The sequence below is a fragment of the Massilia sp. IC2-278 genome, from assembly GCF_020708045.1.
Lineage (GTDB): Bacteria > Pseudomonadota > Gammaproteobacteria > Burkholderiales > Burkholderiaceae_D > Telluria.
The window spans coordinates 123,560-140,674 of sequence record NZ_JAJFES010000006.1 but is presented as its reverse complement, the minus strand read 5'-3'; the positions used below and the strand labels follow the sequence as shown (position 1 = coordinate 140,674).

Sequence of the window (17,115 nt, the reverse complement as noted above, 5' to 3'; positions counted from 1 at the left end):
TCGCTCGCGCAATAGCCGTGAGCCGCCGGCGGATCGTGGCCAGGTGATACCTCGCGAGCGACAAGCCGAGGCACGTGATCAAAAGGAGACGTTCGTACCGCGTGGGCACGGAGTGCCCACCGTACGGTCAATGCCGCGGTGAGATCATGGGGCACGCGGTTAGGCCCGTGTGGCCCGCTTCTTGCATTCCTCATCGGCATGAAATCCAGCCACCCACCCCGCAGCCTGCGCATCGTCGTCGTCACCGCCGACACATCCGGCCACGACGATGCCGCGCTCGCCGCCCGGCACGAGCGCAACACGGCGCTGCGCATCGGGCTGCTGGAGTCGGGCTACGACATCGTCGCCTCGCTGCCGCCGGATATCTTCCTGCCCGAGCGCGTGGCCCAGCTGCAGCCGGACCTGATCATCGTCGACAGCGAATCCGATGCGCGCGACGTGCTCGAACACATCGTGATCGCCACCCGCGACGAACGCCGCCCCATCGTCCTGTTCACCGAAGACCACAGCGCCCCGGCGATGGAGGCGGCGATGGCGGCCGGGGTCTCGGCCTATATCGTGGCTGGCCTGCAGGCCGAGCGCGTGCGGCCCGTGCTCGACGTGGCGCTGGCGCGCTTCCGGCGCGAGCAGCAACTGCTGGGCGAACTGGCCGACACGCGCCAGAAGCTGGCCGAGCGCAAGGTGGTCGAGCGCGCCAAGGGCGTGCTGATGGCGCGCTACCGCCTGAAGGAAGAAGAAGCCTACGGCCGCCTGCGCAGCCTGGCGATGAACAAGAACCTGAGACTGGCCGAGGTCGCGCAGCGCATCCTCGACGTCGAGGATTTGCTGGGCCAGGCCCCGGCTGCGAAAGGACATACATGACGGGTTTGCTGGGGCAGGGCGGGCAGGGCGCCTACGCGGCAGGCAGCGACCAGCCGGAAAAGACGGAACTGCGGATCGGTTTCATGCCGCTGGCCGATTGCGCGCCGCTGGTGATGGCCTCCGTACTCGGCTTCGACGAGAAGTACGGCATCCGCCTGGTGCTGGAACGCCAGCACTCGTGGTCGGCCATGCGCGACCGCCTGAACACGGGCGAGCTCGATGCGGCCCAGGCCTTGTATGGCCTGCTGTACGGCCTCCAGATGGGCATCGGCTCGGCGCCGCGCGACATGGCCTTGCTGATGAACCTGAACCAGAACGGCCAGTCCATCGTGCTGTCGCGCGCCCTCGCCGAACGCGGTGCACGCGATGGCGCCGGGCTCGCCGCGCTGATGCGTGCGCAGGCGCGCCGCTACACCTTCGCCCACACCTTCCCGACCGGGAACCACGCCATGTGGCTGTGCTACTGGCTGGCCGCCGCCGGCATCGATCCCTTGAAGGATGCCACGCTGGTCACCGTGCCGCCCGGGCAGATGGCGGCCAACCTGGAGGCCGGCCACATGGACGGCTTCTGTGCGGGCGAACCCTGGAGCCGGCGTGCGCTGCAGGGCGGCGCCGGTGCGCTGGTGGCGCCGAGCAGCCAGGTCTGGCCCGACCATCCGGGCAAGGCGCTGGGCGCGCGCGCCGATTTCGTCGCGGCGCATCCGCACGCCTGCCGCGCCCTGGTGGCGGCCCTGCTCGACACGGCGCGCTGGCTCGACGCCTCGCCGGTGAACCGCGAAGCGGCGGCCGAGGTGCTGGCCAGTGCCGCCTACGTCAACACGGGCGTGGAACTGCTGCGCGCCTGCCTGCTGCCGCGCCGGGGCGACTGGCCGTCGCTGCGCTTCTTCGGAGAGGGCGCCGCCTGCTTCCCCTGGCTGTCCGACGGCATGTGGTTCCTGACCCAGCAGCGGCGCTGGGGCCTGCTGGCCGCGGACCCGGATTACCGTGCCGTCGCCGCCCAGGTCAACCATATCGATTTGTACCGCGAAGCGGCGCAGCTGGCCGGCGTGGCCCTGCCTGACACGGCAATGCGCAGTTCGACCCTCATCGACGGACGGGTGTGGGACGGCAGCGATCCCGCCGCTTACGCACGCGCGTTCGCGATCCACGACTTGCGGTAGCGGTGCGCCGCAGCGCATCATTTTCGCGCATGGTGCACTGCAATGAGGCGCAGCCGGCCGCGCACTAAGCGCCCATGCCCCGCTGGCTGGCTGGCACGGCTCTTGCAAACTCCACCAGCAGGATCAACGGCGATCCCTTTACATTCAGCCAGCCCAGCGAGGGGCCGGCACCCGGACAACGGCGTCCGCTTTCCAGGCCACGGCCTCGGGATGCGGACGCCTTTTTTTTCGCCTGTCAGTCTAAAAACGAGGGACGATCATGGCCAGCAAAGCAAGCAGTATCCGACTCTTTTCCTTCAACACCCCGCAAATGCGGGCCTTCCACCTGACCTGGGTGGCCTTCTTCGTCTGCTTCTTCGCCTGGTTCGCCTGCGCACCGCTGATGCCGGTCATTAAGGGCGAATTCGGCCTGTCGATGGCGCAGATCGCCAATATCAACATCGCCGCCGTCGCCATCACGATCCTGGTGCGCCTGGTGGTTGGCCCGCTGTGCGATCGCTACGGTCCACGTAAAACCTACACCGGCCTGCTGCTGCTAGGCGCGATTCCCGTGATCGGCGTGGCGCTGGCCCAGAGCTACGAAAGCTTCCTGCTGTTTCGCCTCGGGATCGGCGCTGTCGGTGCCAGCTTCGTCATCACCCAGTACCACACCTCGGTGATGTTCGCGCCCAAGGTGGTCGGCACGGCGAATGCCACCGCGGCAGGCTGGGGCAATGCCGGCGGCGGTGCGGCGCAGGCGCTGATGCCGCTGCTGCTGGGCGCCATCGTCATGGCCGGGGTCAGCGAAACCCTGGGCTGGCGCGTGGCGCTGGTGGTGCCGGGCGTGGCGATGCTGGTCATGGCCTTTGTCTACTGGCGCTACACGCAGGACTGCCCGGCGGGTAACTTCAGCGAACTGCGCAAGGCCGGCGTCGCCTTTGAATCCGGCGGCAAGGGCGGCTGGGCGAGCTTCCGCGCCGCCTGCTGCAACCACCGCGCCTGGCTGCTGTTCGTCACCTACGGCGCCTGCTTCGGCATCGAGATCTTCATCCACAACATCGCCGCCGTGTACTACGTCGAGCGTTTCGGCCTTTCGCTCGGTGCGGCCGGTCTTGCGGCAGGCAGCTTCGGCCTGCTGGCGCTGTTTGCCCGCGCACTCGGTGGCTGGATGTCGGACCGCTTTGCCGCACGCGGCGACTTGAACAGCCGCGTCACCGTGCTGTTCCTGCTGATGATCGGCGAGGGACTGGGCCTGCTGTGGTTCGCGAATGCCGACGGCGTCGCCTTTGCCTTGATCGCCATGCTGTGCTTCGGTTTGTTCACCCACATGGCCTGCGGCGCCACCTATGCGCTGGTGCCCTTCGTGGCGCCGACGGCGCTGGGCGGCGTGGCCGGCATCGTCGGCGCCGGTGGCAACGTGGGCGCCGTGCTGGCGGGCTTCCTGATGAAAGGGACGGGCGACCTGCGCCAGACCCTGATCATCCTGGGCGTACTGGTAGCGGCGTCGAGCCTGTGTGCGCTCGGCGCCAGGTTTGGGAATGCAGCCGTGGCTGCACCGGCGGCCAGCGCCGCCTGAGGAGAGCAACATGAAGATCATCGTCATCGGCCACGGCATGGTGGGCCACAAGTTCGTCGAATCCCTGGCCGCCGCGGCACCGCACCTGCACATCACGGTGCTGGGCGAAGAGCCGCGCCCGGCCTACGACCGCGTGCACCTGTCCGAATTCTTTGCCGGGAAAACGGCGGACGACCTGTCGCTGGTCGCACCCGGCTTCTTCGAGCGCCCGAACCTGGAGCTGAAGCTGAACGCCAAGGTGACCGGCATCGACCGTGCCGCGCACACCGTGACGCTGGACAGCGGTGAACGGCTGGCCTACGACAAGCTGGTGCTGGCCACCGGTTCCTCGCCTTTCGTGCCGCCGGTGCCGGGGCGCGACCGTCACGACTGTTTCGTCTACCGCACCATCGAAGACCTGGAAGCGATGCGCGAGTGCGGCGCACGCTCGCGCAGCGGCGTGGTGGTGGGCGGCGGCTTGCTGGGACTGGAATGCGCCAAGGCGCTGCGCGACCTCGGCCTGGAGGCGCACGTGGTCGAGTTCGCGCCGCGTTTGATGGCGGTGCAGGTCGACGATCCCGGTGCGCGCGTGCTACGCGGGCGCATCGAAGAACTCGGCGTGCGCGTCCACACGGGCAAGAATACGCTCGCCATCGTCGACGGTGCCGAGGCCACGCACCGCATGGAGTTCGCCGACGGCAGCGCGTTGGAAACCGACATGATCGTGTTCTCGGCCGGCATCCGCCCGCGCGACGAACTGGCGCGCGCCGCCGGCCTGGCGCTCGGCCCGCGCGGCGGCGTCGCCATCGACGCCAACTGCCTGAGCTCCGACCCGGACATCTACGCCGTCGGCGAATGCGCAGCCTGGAATGGCCAGCTGTTCGGCCTGGTGGCGCCGGGCTACGACATGGCGCGCACCGCGGCGCGTCACGTGCTGGGTGCGCCGGGCGGCTTTGCCGGCGCGGATCTGAGCACCAAGCTGAAACTGATGGGCGTGGACGTGGCCAGCATCGGCGACGCCCATGGCACAACCAGTGGCAGCCGCAGCTACCAGTTCCTCGACGAGCGCAGGCAGACGTATAAAAAGATCGTCGTCTCGGATTGCGGCAAGCGCCTGCTGGGCGCGGTGCTGGTTGGCGACGCCGCGCAGTACGGCACGCTGCTGCAGATGGCGCTGAACGGCATGCCGCTGCCGGCGGCGCCCGAGTTCCTGATCCTGCCGCAGGCTGAAGGTGTTCCAGTGCGCGGCCTCGGTGTCGATGCTTTGCCAGCCAGCGCCCAGGTCTGCTCCTGCAATGACGTCTCGAAAGGGACGCTGTGCGAAGCGGTGGCGAACGGCGCCACCAGCATCGGCGCGCTGAAGAAGTGTACCGGCGCCGGCACCGCCTGCGGCGGCTGCGTGCCGCTGGTGACGCAGGTGCTGAACGCGGAACTGGCGAAGGGGGGCGTGGCGGTGAGCCGGGCGCTGTGCGAACACTTCGCGTACTCGCGCCAGGAACTGCACCACCTGGTGCGCGTGGGGCGCATCCGCAGTTTCGGCGAACTGCTGGAGCGCCATGGTTCCGGCCTGGGCTGCGAAGTCTGCAAGCCGGTGGCGGCGAACATCCTGGCCTCGACCTGGAACGACTTCGTTTTGAAGCCCGAGCACGCCAGCCTGCAGGATTCGAACGATTACTTCCTCGGGAATATCCAGAAGGACGGCACGTATTCCGTGGTGCCGCGCATGCCGGGCGGCGAGGTCACGGCCGACGGCCTGATCGCGGTCGGCCAGATCGCCAAGAAGTACGGCCTGTACACCAAGATCACCGGCGGCCAGCGCGTCGATTTGTTCGGCGCCCGCGTCGAGCAGTTGCCGCCGATCTGGGAAGAATTGATCGCAGCCGGCTTCGAATCCGGCCACGCCTACGGCAAGTCGCTGCGCACGGTGAAGTCCTGCGTCGGCTCGACCTGGTGCCGCTTCGGCGTGGGCGACAGCGCGGGATTTGCCATCGCCCTCGAGCACCGCTACAAGGGCTTGCGCACGCCGCACAAGGTGAAGTTCGGCGTGTCCGGCTGCACCCGCGAATGCGCCGAGGCGCAGGGCAAGGACGTCGGCCTGATCGCCACCGAAAAAGGCTGGAACCTGTACGTGTGCGGGAATGGCGGCATGAAGCCGCGCCACGCCGAGCTGCTGGCAGGCGGCCTGGATGAAGCGGCGGTGGTGCGGCTGGTCGACCGCTTCCTCATGTTCTATGTGCGCACCGCAGACCGCCTGCAGCGCACCAGCACCTGGCGCGAGAACCTGGAAGGCGGGCTCGATTACCTGAAGCAGGTGGTGGTGCAGGACAGCCTGGGCATCGGCGCGGAGCTGGAGAGCGAGATGCAGCACGTGGTCGATACCTATGCCTGCGAATGGAAGAACGCGGTCGAGGACCCGGAAGTGCGCAAGCGCTTCCGCACCTTTGTGAACAGCGACGCGCCGGATGCGAACGTCGTCTTCATGCCGGAGCGCGGCCAGATCCGCCCGGCCACGATCGAAGAACGCCGCCGCACGATTCCCATCGTGGCGTCGGCCTGAGGAGAACGCCATGCATCGAGACCTTCAATTGCAGGAGTGGAGCGCCGTGTGCGCAATCGAGGACATCGTGCCGGATACCGGCGTGTGTGCATTGCTGGGTGGCCGCCAGGTGGCGGTGTTCCGGGTAGGGGAGAAGCGCCTGTTCGCCATCGATAACTACGACCCGCACTCGCATGCGGCCGTGCTCTCGCGCGGGCTGGTCGGCAGCATCGGCGAGCGGGTCGTCGTCGCTTCGCCGATCTACAAGCAGCATTTCGACCTGGCGACCGGCGAATGCCTGGAATCCGAAGCGCATTCGGTGGCCAGCTATCCGGTGCGGGTCGAGAACGGCACCGTGTGGGTGGCCACGTGAAGCCGCGCCTGGTCGTGGTCGGCAACGGCATGGCCGGCATGCGCACGGTCGAGGAAGTGCTGAAGCTGGCCCCGGACCTGTACGACATCACCGTCTTCGGCGCCGAGCCGCACGGGAATTACAACCGCGTGCTGCTCTCGCCACTGCTGGCCGGCGACAAGGCGGTCGACGAGATCATGATCCACCCGCGCGCCTGGTACGCCGAGCGCGGCATCACCCTCCACGCCGGCGACCCGGTTCTGCGCATCGACCGCAAGCGCCGAGTGGCGGTGGCCGCGTCGGGGCGCGAGGCGCCATATGACCGCCTGCTGCTGGCCACCGGCTCGACGCCCTTCATGCTGCCCATTCCCGGCGCGAACCTGGACGGCGTGGTCGGTTTCCGCGACTTGCACGACGTCGACACCATGCTGGCGGCGGCGCGCCGGGGAGGGCGTGCGGTGGTCATCGGCGGCGGCCTGCTTGGGCTGGAGGCTGGGCATGCCCTGCAGCGGCGCGGCATGGACGTCACCGTGGTGCATGTGGCATCGAGCCTGATGAACCAGCAGCTCGACGGCGAGGCGGGCCGGCTGCTGAAGGACTCGCTGGAACGCGCCGGTTTGCGCATCCTGCTCGACGCCCAGACCACGGCCATCGTCGGCGCGGGCAGGGTGCAGGCGGTGCAGTTTGCCGACGGTTCCGAATTGGCGGCTGACCTGGTGGTCATGGCCGCCGGCGTGCGTCCGAACGTGGCGCTGGCGCGTTCCGCCGGCCTGCACTGCGAACGCGCCATCGTCGTCGACGACACCCTGCAGACCTACGACCCGCGCATCTACGCCGTCGGCGAATGCGTACAGCACCGGCGCGCCACCTTCGGCCTGGTGGCGCCGGTGTGGGAGCAGGCGCGCGTCTGCGCCGCCCACCTGGCTGGCGCCGGCCACCGCCGCTACGTGCAGGCCGCCACCGCCACCAAGCTGAAGGTCACGGGCATCGACTTGTACTCGGCCGGCGACATCGCCGGGCGCGAGGGCAGCGAGGAACTGGTGCTGCGCGACCGCCGCGCCGGCGTGTACAAGCGCCTGGTGCTCGATGGTGCGCGCCTGTCGGGCGCCGTGCTGGTCGGCGACGTGGCCGATGGCCCCTGGTACTTCGACCTGATCCAGCGCGGCGCCGACGTCTCGGCCTTCCGCGAGCAACTGCTGTTCGGCCGCGCCCTGTGCGCGCAGGCCGCCTGAAAGGAAGCACATGGACATGAGCCTGCCCGTATCGACGGTGCGCACCACCTGCCCGTATTGCGGCGTCGGCTGCGGCGTGAAGGCCAGCATCAAGCCCGGCACGATCCCGATCATCGCAGGCGACGCGGACCACGCCGCCAACCGCGGGCGCCTGTGCGTGAAGGGCGCGGCGTTGGGCGAGACCCTGGGCCTGGAAGGACGGCTGCTGTATCCACACCTGCGCGAAAACGGCGAACTGCGCCGCGCCAGCTGGGACGAGGCGCTCGGCCACGTGGCCGGCGGACTGGCCAGCATCATCGCCCAGCACGGGCCGGACGCGGTGGCCTTCTACGTGTCGGGCCAGCTGCTGACCGAGGATTATTACGTCGCCAACAAGCTCATGAAGGGCTACATCGGCAGCGCCAACATCGATACGAATTCGCGGTTGTGCATGTCCTCGTCGGTGGCCGGCCACAAGCGCGCCTTCGGCGAAGACATCGTGCCTGGCTGTTACGAGGACTTCGAGCTGGCCGACATGATCGTGCTGGCCGGCTCGAACGCGGCCTGGTGCCATCCAACCCTGTTCGGGCGCATCCTGCGCGCGAAAGAGGCGAAGCCGTCGCTGCAGATCGTCGTCATCGACCCACGCCGCACGGCCACCTGCGAATTGGCCGACCTGCACCTGCCGCTCAAGCCGGGCACCGATGTGTGGCTGTTCAACGGCTTGCTGGCTTACCTGGCGCGCGAAGGCGTGACCGATGGGGCTTATGTTGCCGCCCACACCGAAGGGCTGGATGCGGCGCTGGCTGCCGCAGATATGAGCATCGAGGACGTGGCGCGCGCCTGCCGCCTCGACCCGCGCGCCGTGCTGGCCTTTTACCAAGGCTTCGCTGCCACGCGCAAGGTCGTCACCGCCTATTCGCAGGGCGTGAACCAATCGTCGAGCGGCACCGACAAGGTCAACAGCATCATCAACTGCCACCTGCTCACGGGACGCATCGGCCAGCCCGGCATGGGGCCGTTTTCGCTCACCGGCCAGCCGAACGCGATGGGCGGGCGTGAAGTGGGCGGCCTGGCCAACATGCTGGCCGCGCACATGGAGCTCGACAACGCGCAGCACCGCGAGCTTGTCCGCAGCTTCTGGGACGCGCCGCGTATCGCCTCCAAGCCCGGCCTGAAGGCGGTCGATCTGTTCCGCGCGGTGGAAGAGGGGACCGTCAAGGCGGTGTGGATCATGGGTACCAATCCGCTGGTCAGCCTGCCCGACGCCGACCGGGTGCGCCGCGCGCTCGGCAAGTGCGAGCTGGTGGTCTCCAGCGACATCGTGCTCGATACCGACACGAATGCCTGCGCCGACGTGCTGCTGCCGGCGCTGGGCTGGGGCGAAAAGGATGGCACGGTGACCAATTCCGAGCGCTGCATCTCGCGCCAGCGCGCCTTCCTGCCGGCGCCGGGCGAGGCGCGCGCCGACTGGCAGGCGCTGTGCGACGTGGCGCGGCGCATGGGCTATGCCGGCTTCGGCTACACGTCGGCGCACGAGATTTTCGACGAGCACGCGCGGCTCTCAAGCTGGCGTAACGGGGGAAATAATGCGCGTCTGTTCGACGTGTCCGGCCTGGCGGGACACGGTCGCGCGGTCTATGACGCGCTCGAGCCGGTGCAGTGGCCGGTCACGCCGCGGGCACCTGGCGGCAGCACGCGCCTGTTCGGCGACGGCGTCTTCGCCCATGCGAACGGCAGGGCGCGCTTCATCGTCACCGCCCCGCGTGCGCCTGTCAATCAAACGGACGCCGACTATCCGCTGGCCCTGAACACCGGCCGCGTACGCGACCAGTGGCACACGATGACGCGCACCGGCAAGTCGGCGCGCCTGGGCAGCCACGTGCCGGAACCCTTCATCGACTTGCATCCGCACGACGCCCTCTTGTCCGGCGTGCGCGAGGGAGAGCTGGCGCGCGTGAGCAGCCGCTGGGGCGCCATGGTCGGCCGCGTGCGCCACAGCGGCGGCATTGCGCGTGGCGGTGTATTCGTGCCAATCCACTGGAGCGGGCCGACGGCATCGGATGCGCGGGTAGGGGCGCTGGTCAATCCGGTGGTCGATCCGGTGTCGGGGGAGCCGGAATTCAAGCACACGCCGGTGAAGGTCGAGCCCTTCGTGGTGGAGTGGCAGGCATTCGTGCTGAGCCGCAGTACGCCGCAGCTCGATGCGCTGACCTGGTGGACGCGGGTGCAGGGGGAGGGCTTCCTGCGCTACGAGGCTGGCGGGCGCGGCAAGGTGGAGGCGGAGTGGGCGCGTGCCTTGTTGGGCGTGGACGATGACGCGGACTGGATCGAGTACGAGGACCGCAGTGCAGGTGTGTATCGGGCGGCGCATTTGGTCGATGGGCGCTTGCAGGCATGCGTGCTGGTGGCAAAGGCGGGGACGCTGCCGCCGCGCGAATGGCTGGGCGGCTTGTTCGCGCAGGAGGTTCTGGGGGCGGGGGAGCGTGCGGTGCTGCTGGCGGGACAGCCGGCGCAGGCGGGTTCCGACGCGGGGCCGACGGTGTGCTCGTGCTTCGGTGTTGGGAGAAACACGATCTGCGCGGCGATTCGCGAACGGAACCTGCGCAGCACGGCCGAGGTGACGGCTTGCCTGAAGGCGGGCGGGAATTGCGGTTCGTGTCTACCCGAGATCGGCAAGCTGCTAGCGGTTCCCTCGTAAGGTGGGCACCCCGTGCCCACGCGGTTACGTGCTTGTCCGGAGCCTGCGGCGGCGATGACCCGCTCCGCGGCGTATCCATGCAAGGCGACGCTAACGAAATGCTTTTGAGCTGCCAACAATATGCGTCGAGCGGGACAGAACTCGCGCTGACGTAACGCATCGTTCCGCGTGGGCACGGGGTGCCTTGCGCGGCCCGGCCCACCCTACGAACGCAGCCGTCAACGCTCAAAAAGAAGGCGCGTGCTGAACTGGCAATCGCAAAAAAGCGCAGCCTGAGCCGCGCTTTGTCTTCACTGCCTGCCAGCTACCGATTAACGGTTAGCGAAGTAGCGCAGTTCCGCCGCCAGGTTCGGCGAGTGGGCATCCGACTCGGCTGCCAGGGCCATCATCTCGCGGCGGCCTGCCATCTCATCGCTATTGCGCACGAACCAGCCGCCGTGTGCGGTGAACAGCTGCTCGCAGAAGCTGCGTGCCGAAATGAACAGGGCGCCGATATCCTGGCGCAGGGTTGGCTCTTGAGCCTGGGTGATCGTTGCTGCGTTCATGGTGAACTCCGTAAATATACTGTGATGTTGCGGTGCAGTATAAATTCCTTGAGTCCATAAATAAACTTTCGGTTCGTGATACCAGCGATACGAAAACCGCATAATGTTGCGGCGCCGCAACTCAGCCGTTCACTCGTCCTCTTTCGCCTTCCCGTTCCCCAGCAAGCGATCCTTGACAGTCAATAAACGCTGCACCTTGGCCCCCATCTTCATCAGCTGCGCCAGCGATTCCGGCGACAGGCGCTGCAAATCGTCGAACCAGTTATTCGCCAGGTCGACCAGCTCGTGCATCTCGCCCATGCGCTGCTGGGCGAACATGTCCTCGGGTGTCTTGGCCTTGACCAGCAACGATTCGCGCAGCACCGACAGGGTCGGCGCCACTTCGCGCCGGCGCCGCTCGGCCGCCACCACGCGGAAGATTTCCCAGACGTCGCCTAGCGAAGTGAAATATTCGCGGCGGTCGCCGGGAATGCGGCTCAGGCGCACCAGGCCCCAGGACTGCAATTCCTTCAGCCCGATGCTCACGTTCGAGCGCGAGATACCCAGCTTTTCGCCGATATCGTCTGCGTGCAACTGCTGCTCGGTCACGAAGAGCAGGGCATAGATTTGCCCCACGGTGCGGTTGATGCCCCAACGGCTACCCATCTCGCCGAAATGGCTGACAAAACTCTGGACTAATGGCGTCACGGTCGAGAACTTTTCGAAATTTGGAAAAGTCGATTATCTCACGCACCGGGTGCCGTCATGCAGCCAGCGGTCGCTGCGGCGCACCAATTCCCGACTAAGTTGCTGGCCTTCTCGTGACAATACAAAACTTCTGCTGCATACTTTCACTGTTTTCTGAAAATTCAGAAGTTTTTACAGGTTGTGAAACCTGTGCGGCAAGGGCTGCGTCCCGGCCGGTATCACTGCAGAGCTGAGAGAATGGATTCGCATCGTACCCGTCGTACCGTTTTCCGGACCGCCGCCCTGGCGCTCCCGCAAGGCCATGCTCTGCTCCTCCCCGACCTTCTTCCCGGCCTGAGCCGGCGGACCGGCAACGCCGCCTGCGCGATCCACGCCGGCTGCTCGCCGCCGCCCTGACCCGGTAACACCTGAACACGCGGCCCTTCAACGAGAGGCGCCGCACCCCAGAACCCCGGAGAAGAACCATGCTCTTGAACAGACGCCGTGGCGCGGTCCCGCACGCCCCTGCAGCGCAGGACAGCGCCAACAATGTACGCTCCCAGCCCGCCGGCAGCCGCCTCGGCGCGCTGGCGCAAGGCGCTGCCGCACTGCTGTGGATCGCCCAGGCCGCACTGCTGGCCAAGGCCGTCGGCCGCCTGGCGGACGGCGCCGGCCTGGACGCGGTGATCCTTCCCGCACTCAGCTTCCTGCTGCTGGGCCTGGCCCGCGCCAGCCTCGACGCCTGGGGCGCGCGCCGCGTGTTCGCCGCCGCGCGCAGCTGGCTGAGCGGCCTGCGTGCTGGCGCCGCCGATGCCCTGGCGCGCCGCTCGCCGCTGGACCGCACGCGTCCGGCCTCGGGCCAGGCCGCCAGCATCCTGGCCGAGCAGGCCGAAGCCGTGCTGCCCTGGCTGCTGCGCTACCAGGGCGCGCGCTGGCGCGTCATGCTGGTGCCGCCGGTGATCGCGCTGGCGGTGGCTTATTTGTCGTGGCTGGCGGCGCTGATCCTGGTGCTGGCCGCGCCGCTGATCCCCCTCTTCATGGCCGTCATCGGCTGGCGCGCCAAGGCCGCCAGCGAAGCGCAACTGCAGCTCGCCGGCGGCATGAACGGCTTCCTGCTCGACCGCCTGCGCGGCCTGTCGACCCTGCGCGCGCTCGGCGCCGTCGACGCCACCGCGCGTCGCCTTCACGACACCGCCCAGGCCCTGCGCCAGGGCACCATGCGCGTGCTGCGCATCGCCTTCCTGTCGTCCACCGCACTCGAATTGTTCTCGGCGCTGGCCGTCGCCCTGGTAGCGGTGTACGTCGGCTTCCACCTGCTCGGCCAGATCGACGGCGGCAGCTGGGGTGTGCGCCTGAGCCTGGAGCAGGGCATGTTCATCCTGATGCTGGCGCCGGCCTTTTTCGAGCCGCTGCGCGACCTGGCCGCGGCTTGGCACGACAAGGCCGCAGGCGCTGCGGCTCTCGACGCCCTGCACAAGCTGCAAGCGCCAGCGCCGATCCTGCCCGGCGCCCTGCACGACGCGCACGATGCAACGGCAAGCAGCATCGCCGCACCGGGCCTGGCGATTAGCGGCCTGCGCTTTGCCCACCCCGGCGAGGCGCCGCTGTTCGACGGCTTCACGCTCGATATCGCACCGGGCGAACACGTCGCCCTGGTCGGCGCCAGCGGCAGCGGCAAGACCACGCTGCTGTCGCTGGTCGCCGGCCTGGCGCAGGCGCAAGGCGGCAGCATCCGCATCGGCGGCGTCATGCTGGACGACGGCAGCGCCGCCGGCCTGCGTACGCGCATGGCCTGGGTCGGCCAGAAGCCGCACGTGTTCGCCGGCACCGTGCGCGGCAACGTGGCGCTGGGCCGCGCAGGCGTGACGCCGCTGGCGGTAACGGCGGCGGTGCGCCGAGCCGGCCTGGCCGACGTCGAACACGCGGCGCCGTACGAGGCGCTGGGCGAGGGAGGCACCGGCCTGTCCGGCGGCGAACTGGTGCGCCTGGCGCTGGCGCGCGCCGCCGTCGCCCCGCACGCCAGCCTGCTGCTGGCCGACGAACCCACCGCCCACCTCGACCGCGACACCGCCGCCGGCGTCGTCGATGCGCTGTTTGAGCTGGCGCGCGGCCGCACGCTGGTCGTCGCCACCCACGACCTGGCGCTCGCGGCGCGCATCGGCCGCATCGTGCACGTCGGCCGTCTTGGCGAGCACGCCATGCAGGAGCAAGCAGCATGAAACACCACCACGACTTCGTTACCGTGCTGCGCCTGTTCATGCGCAGCGACGCGCGCCGCCTGCTGCTGGGCGCGGGCCTGTCCACGCTCACCGTGCTGGCAGGGATCGCGCTGCTGGGCGTCTCCGGGTGGTTCATCACGGCGACCGGCCTGGCCGGCCTGTCGGCTGCAGCGGCCCTGGCCTTCAACGTCTTCGTGCCGAGCGCCGGCATCCGCCTGCTGGCACTTGGCCGCACCTTCGGCCGCTATGCCGAACGCCTGGTCACCCACGACGCCACCCTGGGCGTGCTGGCGTCGCTGCGCGTAACACTGTTCCGCGGCTGGGCCGAACCGCAAGCCGCACGCGCGCTGCTGCAGCGCCCTGGCCGCCTGCTGTTCCGCCTGACCGGAGACATCGACGCACTGGAATCGGTCTACCTGCGCCTGCTGGTGCCGCTGGCCGCCACCTTCGGCGCGGCGCTGCTGGCGGGCCTGCTGCTCGCCATCCTCGACTGGCGGCTGGGCGCATGTGTATTCGTCTGGCTGCTGGCATGCGGCTGGGGCGTCGCCGCCTGGACCGCAGGCCGCGCCCGTCCGCTGGCGCTGCGCCGCGTGCAGCTGACCGAACGCCTGCGCGCCGGCGCCATCGACCTGAGCGCCGGCCAGACCGACCTGGCCCTGGCCGGCCGCCTGCCGGCGCAATGTGCGGCCTTGCAGCAGACCGACGCCCGCCTGGCGCGCGGCGACGACGCGCTGCACCGGTTGGAGACCCGCGCAGGCTGGCTGCACGCCGTGGCCGGCCACGCGACGGTGGCGCTGGTGCTGCTGGCGGCCGGCGTGCTGGCAGGGCAGGGCAAGCTCGATGCGCCGCTGGCCGCGCTGGCCCTGCTCACCGCACTGGCCGCGCTGGAACCGTTCGCAGCGCTGCGCCGCGGCGCCATCGAGGCGGCGCGCAGCGCGCTGGCCGCACGCCGCCTGGCGCCGCGCCTGCGCGCAGACGCCATGCAGGCGCAGGCTGCCGGCCACGCCGAAGAGAGCGAAGCACTGCGCATGGACCGGGTCGGCGTCACCCACGCCGGCCGTGCCCAACCCGCGCTGCATGCGATCGACCTGCACATCGCAGCCGGCGAACGCGTTGCCGTGATCGGCGCCAGCGGCGCCGGCAAGTCGACGCTGCTGGCGCTGGCCGCCGGCGAACTGGCGCCGCAGTCGGGCGGGGTGGCGGCGGCGCCTTGCACCTGGCTGACCCAGCGCACCGAACTGTTCCAGGACAGCCTGCGCGACAACCTGCGCCTGGCCGATCCGCAAGCCTGCGATGCCCAGTTGTGGGCCGTGCTGCAGGCGGCCGGCCTGGCCGAAGACGTGCGCCGCCTGGCGCAGGGCCTGGACACACCGTTGGGCGAGGGCGGCCTGGGCCTGTCGGGCGGGCAGTCGCGGCGCCTGGCGCTGGCGCGCCTGCTGCTGCGCGATGCCGGCTTCTGGCTGCTCGACGAGCCGACCGAAGGCCTGGACGGCGCCACCGCCGCCGACGTGCTGGCGCGTTTGAATCGCCACGCCGAAGGCCGCACCCTGCTGATCGCCACCCATCTGCGCCGCGAAGCCGCGCTGGCCGAGCGCCTGCTCGTGATGCAGGGCGGGCGCATCGTGGCCGACCTGCGGTGCGGCACCCCTGATTACGACGCGGCGCTTGCACGCCTGCGCCAACACTGAACCCACCCACTTCAACAAGAAAAGAAAGGATCTCACCATGGATCTCGATGTCGTCGGGCTCTCCCGGCTACAGTTCGCCCTCACGGCGCTGTACCACTTTTTGTTCGTGCCCCTGACCCTGGGGCTGTCGATGCTGGTTGCCATCATGGAGACGGTCTATGTGATGACCAACCGCCCCATCTGGCGCCAGATGACCAAGTTCTGGGGCGTCCTGTTCGGGATTAACTTCGCCATCGGCGTTTCCACCGGCCTGGTGATGGAGTTCCAGTTCGGGATGAACTGGAGCTACTACAGCCACTACGTGGGCGACGTCTTCGGCGCCCCGCTCGCGCTCGAAGGCCTGATGGCCTTCTTCCTCGAAGCGACCTTTGTCGGCCTGTTCTTCTTCGGCTGGGACAGGCTCTCGAAGCGCGCCCACCTGGTCGTGACCTGGCTGACCGCCATCGGCACCAACTTCTCGGCGCTGTGGATCTTGATCGCCAACGGCTGGATGCAGAACCCGGTCGGCGCCGCCCTCAACCCGCAAACCATGCGCATGGAAGTCACCGACTTCTACGCCGTGCTGACCAACCCGGTGGCCCAGGCCAAGTTCGTGCACACCGTCTCGGCCGGCTACGTGATCGCCGCCTTCTTCGTGCTCGGCATCTCGGCCTGGTTCCTGCTCAAGGAACGCCACGCCGAGCTCGCCAAGCGCTCGATGACGGTGGCGGCTTCGTTCGGCCTGGCCGCCTCGCTGTCGGTGGTGGTGCTGGGGGACGAGAGCGGCTACCTGTCGACCGAACACCAGAAGATGAAGCTGGCCGCGATCGAGGCCATGTGGCACACCGAGCCGGCGCCGGCCGCGTTCACCGCCTTCGGCTTCCCCGACCAGGCCGCGCGCGAGACCCATTATTCGATCCACATCCCCTGGGTGATGGGCCTGATCGGCACGCGCTCGCTGGACGGCCAGATTCCCGGCATCCACGATCTCGTGCAACTGGCCGAGGCGCGCATCCGCCAGGGCATCGTGGCCTACGACGCGCTGGAACAGATCCGCGCGCTCGGCGGCAAGGGCCCGGTCCCGGCCGAACTGCAAGCCACATTCGAGGCGCACGGCCAGCAGCTGGGCTATGCGCTGCTCCTGAAGCGCTACATCGACGATCCGCGCCAGGCCACCGACGCGCAGATCGCGCTGGCCGCCGGCGACACCGTGCCCCAGGTCGCGCCGCTGTTCTGGTCCTTCCGCGTGATGGTCGGCCTGGGCATCTACTTCATCGCCTTTACCGCCGTGTTCTTCGTGCTGTCGGCGCGCCGCCAGCTCGACACCTACCCGTGGCTGCTGAAGCTGGCCGTGTGGTCGCTGCCGCTGCCGTGGATCGCCGCCGAAGCCGGCTGGATCGTGGCCGAACTGGGCCGCCAGCCCTGGGCCATCGAAGGCGTGCTGCCGACGGCGGTGGCGGTATCGAACCTCGGCATCGGCACCGTGCTCGGCACGCTGCTCGGCTTTGTCGTGCTGTACACGATCCTGATCATCGTCGAGATGAAGCTGATGCTGAAAGCCATCCGCAAGGGCCCCGAGTCCGACGATGCACCGGACATGCCGCTTGCCGGCGAAGTCCGCGTCGCGGCGCCGCGCAACGCCAGCCTGCAGCCATCCTGACAC

12 protein-coding genes are annotated in these 17,115 nt (G+C 68.8%); 10 read left to right on the top strand and 2 right to left on the bottom strand.

Going from position 1 to position 17,115, the window contains the following annotated elements:
- Positions 1-198: 198 nt before the first annotated feature.
- The 7 genes from LK540_RS13920 to LK540_RS13890 all read left to right on the top strand — a co-directional run bounded on the left by LK540_RS13920 (position 199) and on the right by LK540_RS13890 (position 10,355).
- Positions 199-861 (top strand): ANTAR domain-containing response regulator, encoded by a 663-nt coding sequence (locus LK540_RS13920; RefSeq protein WP_229437891.1) that lies wholly within the window; start codon positions 199-201, stop codon positions 859-861.
- Positions 858-2,021, top strand: coding sequence for a CmpA/NrtA family ABC transporter substrate-binding protein (locus LK540_RS13915; protein ID WP_229437890.1), 1,164 nt, complete (start codon positions 858-860; stop codon positions 2,019-2,021). Before LK540_RS13920 ends, LK540_RS13915 begins: the two co-directional genes overlap by 4 nt.
- A 259-nt stretch (positions 2,022-2,280) precedes the next feature.
- Positions 2,281-3,576: an MFS transporter gene (locus tag LK540_RS13910; RefSeq protein ID WP_229437889.1), complete on the top strand. Its 1,296-nt coding sequence runs from the start codon at positions 2,281-2,283 to the stop codon at positions 3,574-3,576.
- A 10-nt stretch (positions 3,577-3,586) separates the two neighbouring features.
- A complete protein-coding gene (gene nirB / locus LK540_RS13905) occupies positions 3,587-6,112 on the top strand; it encodes a nitrite reductase large subunit NirB (protein WP_229437888.1) in 2,526 nt (841 codons plus the stop codon).
- A 10-nt stretch (positions 6,113-6,122) separates the two neighbouring features.
- Positions 6,123-6,464: a nitrite reductase small subunit NirD gene (nirD, locus tag LK540_RS13900; RefSeq protein ID WP_229437887.1), complete on the top strand. Its 342-nt coding sequence runs from the start codon at positions 6,123-6,125 to the stop codon at positions 6,462-6,464.
- Positions 6,461-7,675 (top strand): NAD(P)/FAD-dependent oxidoreductase, encoded by a 1,215-nt coding sequence (locus LK540_RS13895; protein ID WP_374041360.1) that lies wholly within the window; start codon positions 6,461-6,463, stop codon positions 7,673-7,675. The genes nirD and LK540_RS13895 overlap by 4 nt, the downstream gene beginning before the upstream one ends.
- 10 nt (positions 7,676-7,685) lie before the next feature.
- Positions 7,686-10,355, top strand: a complete 2,670-nt coding sequence (locus LK540_RS13890; protein WP_229437886.1) for a nitrate reductase — start codon at positions 7,686-7,688, stop codon at positions 10,353-10,355.
- A 311-nt stretch (positions 10,356-10,666) separates the two neighbouring features.
- Here the strand turns inward: LK540_RS13890 and LK540_RS13885 are convergent, their stop codons facing one another.
- Together LK540_RS13885 and LK540_RS13880 are read right to left on the bottom strand one after the other, a co-directional pair.
- A complete protein-coding gene (locus LK540_RS13885; RefSeq protein ID WP_229437885.1) occupies positions 10,667-10,900 on the bottom strand; it encodes a hypothetical protein in 234 nt (77 codons plus the stop codon).
- 129 nt (positions 10,901-11,029) lie between these two features.
- A complete protein-coding gene (locus LK540_RS13880; RefSeq protein WP_229438047.1) occupies positions 11,030-11,545 on the bottom strand; it encodes a GbsR/MarR family transcriptional regulator in 516 nt (171 codons plus the stop codon).
- Positions 11,546-12,051: 506 nt separating this feature from the next.
- Between LK540_RS13880 and cydD the strand changes: the two genes are divergently transcribed.
- Genes cydD through LK540_RS13865 form a run of 3 tightly spaced genes read left to right on the top strand, consistent with a single transcriptional unit; the run spans position 12,052 to position 17,112 of the window.
- Positions 12,052-13,785 carry a thiol reductant ABC exporter subunit CydD gene (gene cydD / locus LK540_RS13875; RefSeq protein WP_229437884.1) on the top strand — a complete coding sequence of 578 codons (1,734 nt, stop codon included), beginning with the start codon at positions 12,052-12,054 and terminating at the stop codon, positions 13,783-13,785.
- Positions 13,782-15,473 carry an amino acid ABC transporter ATP-binding/permease protein gene (locus tag LK540_RS13870; protein WP_229437883.1) on the top strand — a complete coding sequence of 564 codons (1,692 nt, stop codon included), beginning with the start codon at positions 13,782-13,784 and terminating at the stop codon, positions 15,471-15,473. Before cydD ends, LK540_RS13870 begins: the two co-directional genes overlap by 4 nt.
- Positions 15,474-15,510: 37 nt before the next feature.
- Positions 15,511-17,112 carry a cytochrome ubiquinol oxidase subunit I gene (locus tag LK540_RS13865; protein WP_229437882.1) on the top strand — a complete coding sequence of 534 codons (1,602 nt, stop codon included), beginning with the start codon at positions 15,511-15,513 and terminating at the stop codon, positions 17,110-17,112.
- Positions 17,113-17,115 lie beyond the last annotated feature (3 nt).

What these genes read in the sequence shown, in the direction of transcription:
- cydD (WP_229437884.1), top strand. Translation starts at nt 12,052, where the DNA reads ATGCTCTTGAACAGACGCCGTGGCGCGGTCCCGCACGCCCCTGCAGCG.
- LK540_RS13880 (WP_229438047.1), bottom strand. Translation starts at nt 11,545, where the DNA reads ATGGGTAGCCGTTGGGGCATCAACCGCACCGTGGGGCAAATCTATGCC.
- LK540_RS13910 (WP_229437889.1), top strand. Translation starts at nt 2,281, where the DNA reads ATGGCCAGCAAAGCAAGCAGTATCCGACTCTTTTCCTTCAACACCCCG.
- LK540_RS13865 (WP_229437882.1), top strand. Translation starts at nt 15,511, where the DNA reads ATGGATCTCGATGTCGTCGGGCTCTCCCGGCTACAGTTCGCCCTCACG.
- LK540_RS13885 (WP_229437885.1), bottom strand. Translation starts at nt 10,900, where the DNA reads ATGAACGCAGCAACGATCACCCAGGCTCAAGAGCCAACCCTGCGCCAG.
- LK540_RS13890 (WP_229437886.1), top strand. Translation starts at nt 7,686, where the DNA reads ATGGACATGAGCCTGCCCGTATCGACGGTGCGCACCACCTGCCCGTAT.
- LK540_RS13920 (WP_229437891.1), top strand. Translation starts at nt 199, where the DNA reads ATGAAATCCAGCCACCCACCCCGCAGCCTGCGCATCGTCGTCGTCACC.
- LK540_RS13870 (WP_229437883.1), top strand. Translation starts at nt 13,782, where the DNA reads ATGAAACACCACCACGACTTCGTTACCGTGCTGCGCCTGTTCATGCGC.
- LK540_RS13915 (WP_229437890.1), top strand. Translation starts at nt 858, where the DNA reads ATGACGGGTTTGCTGGGGCAGGGCGGGCAGGGCGCCTACGCGGCAGGC.
- nirB (WP_229437888.1), top strand. Translation starts at nt 3,587, where the DNA reads ATGAAGATCATCGTCATCGGCCACGGCATGGTGGGCCACAAGTTCGTC.
- nirD (WP_229437887.1), top strand. Translation starts at nt 6,123, where the DNA reads ATGCATCGAGACCTTCAATTGCAGGAGTGGAGCGCCGTGTGCGCAATC.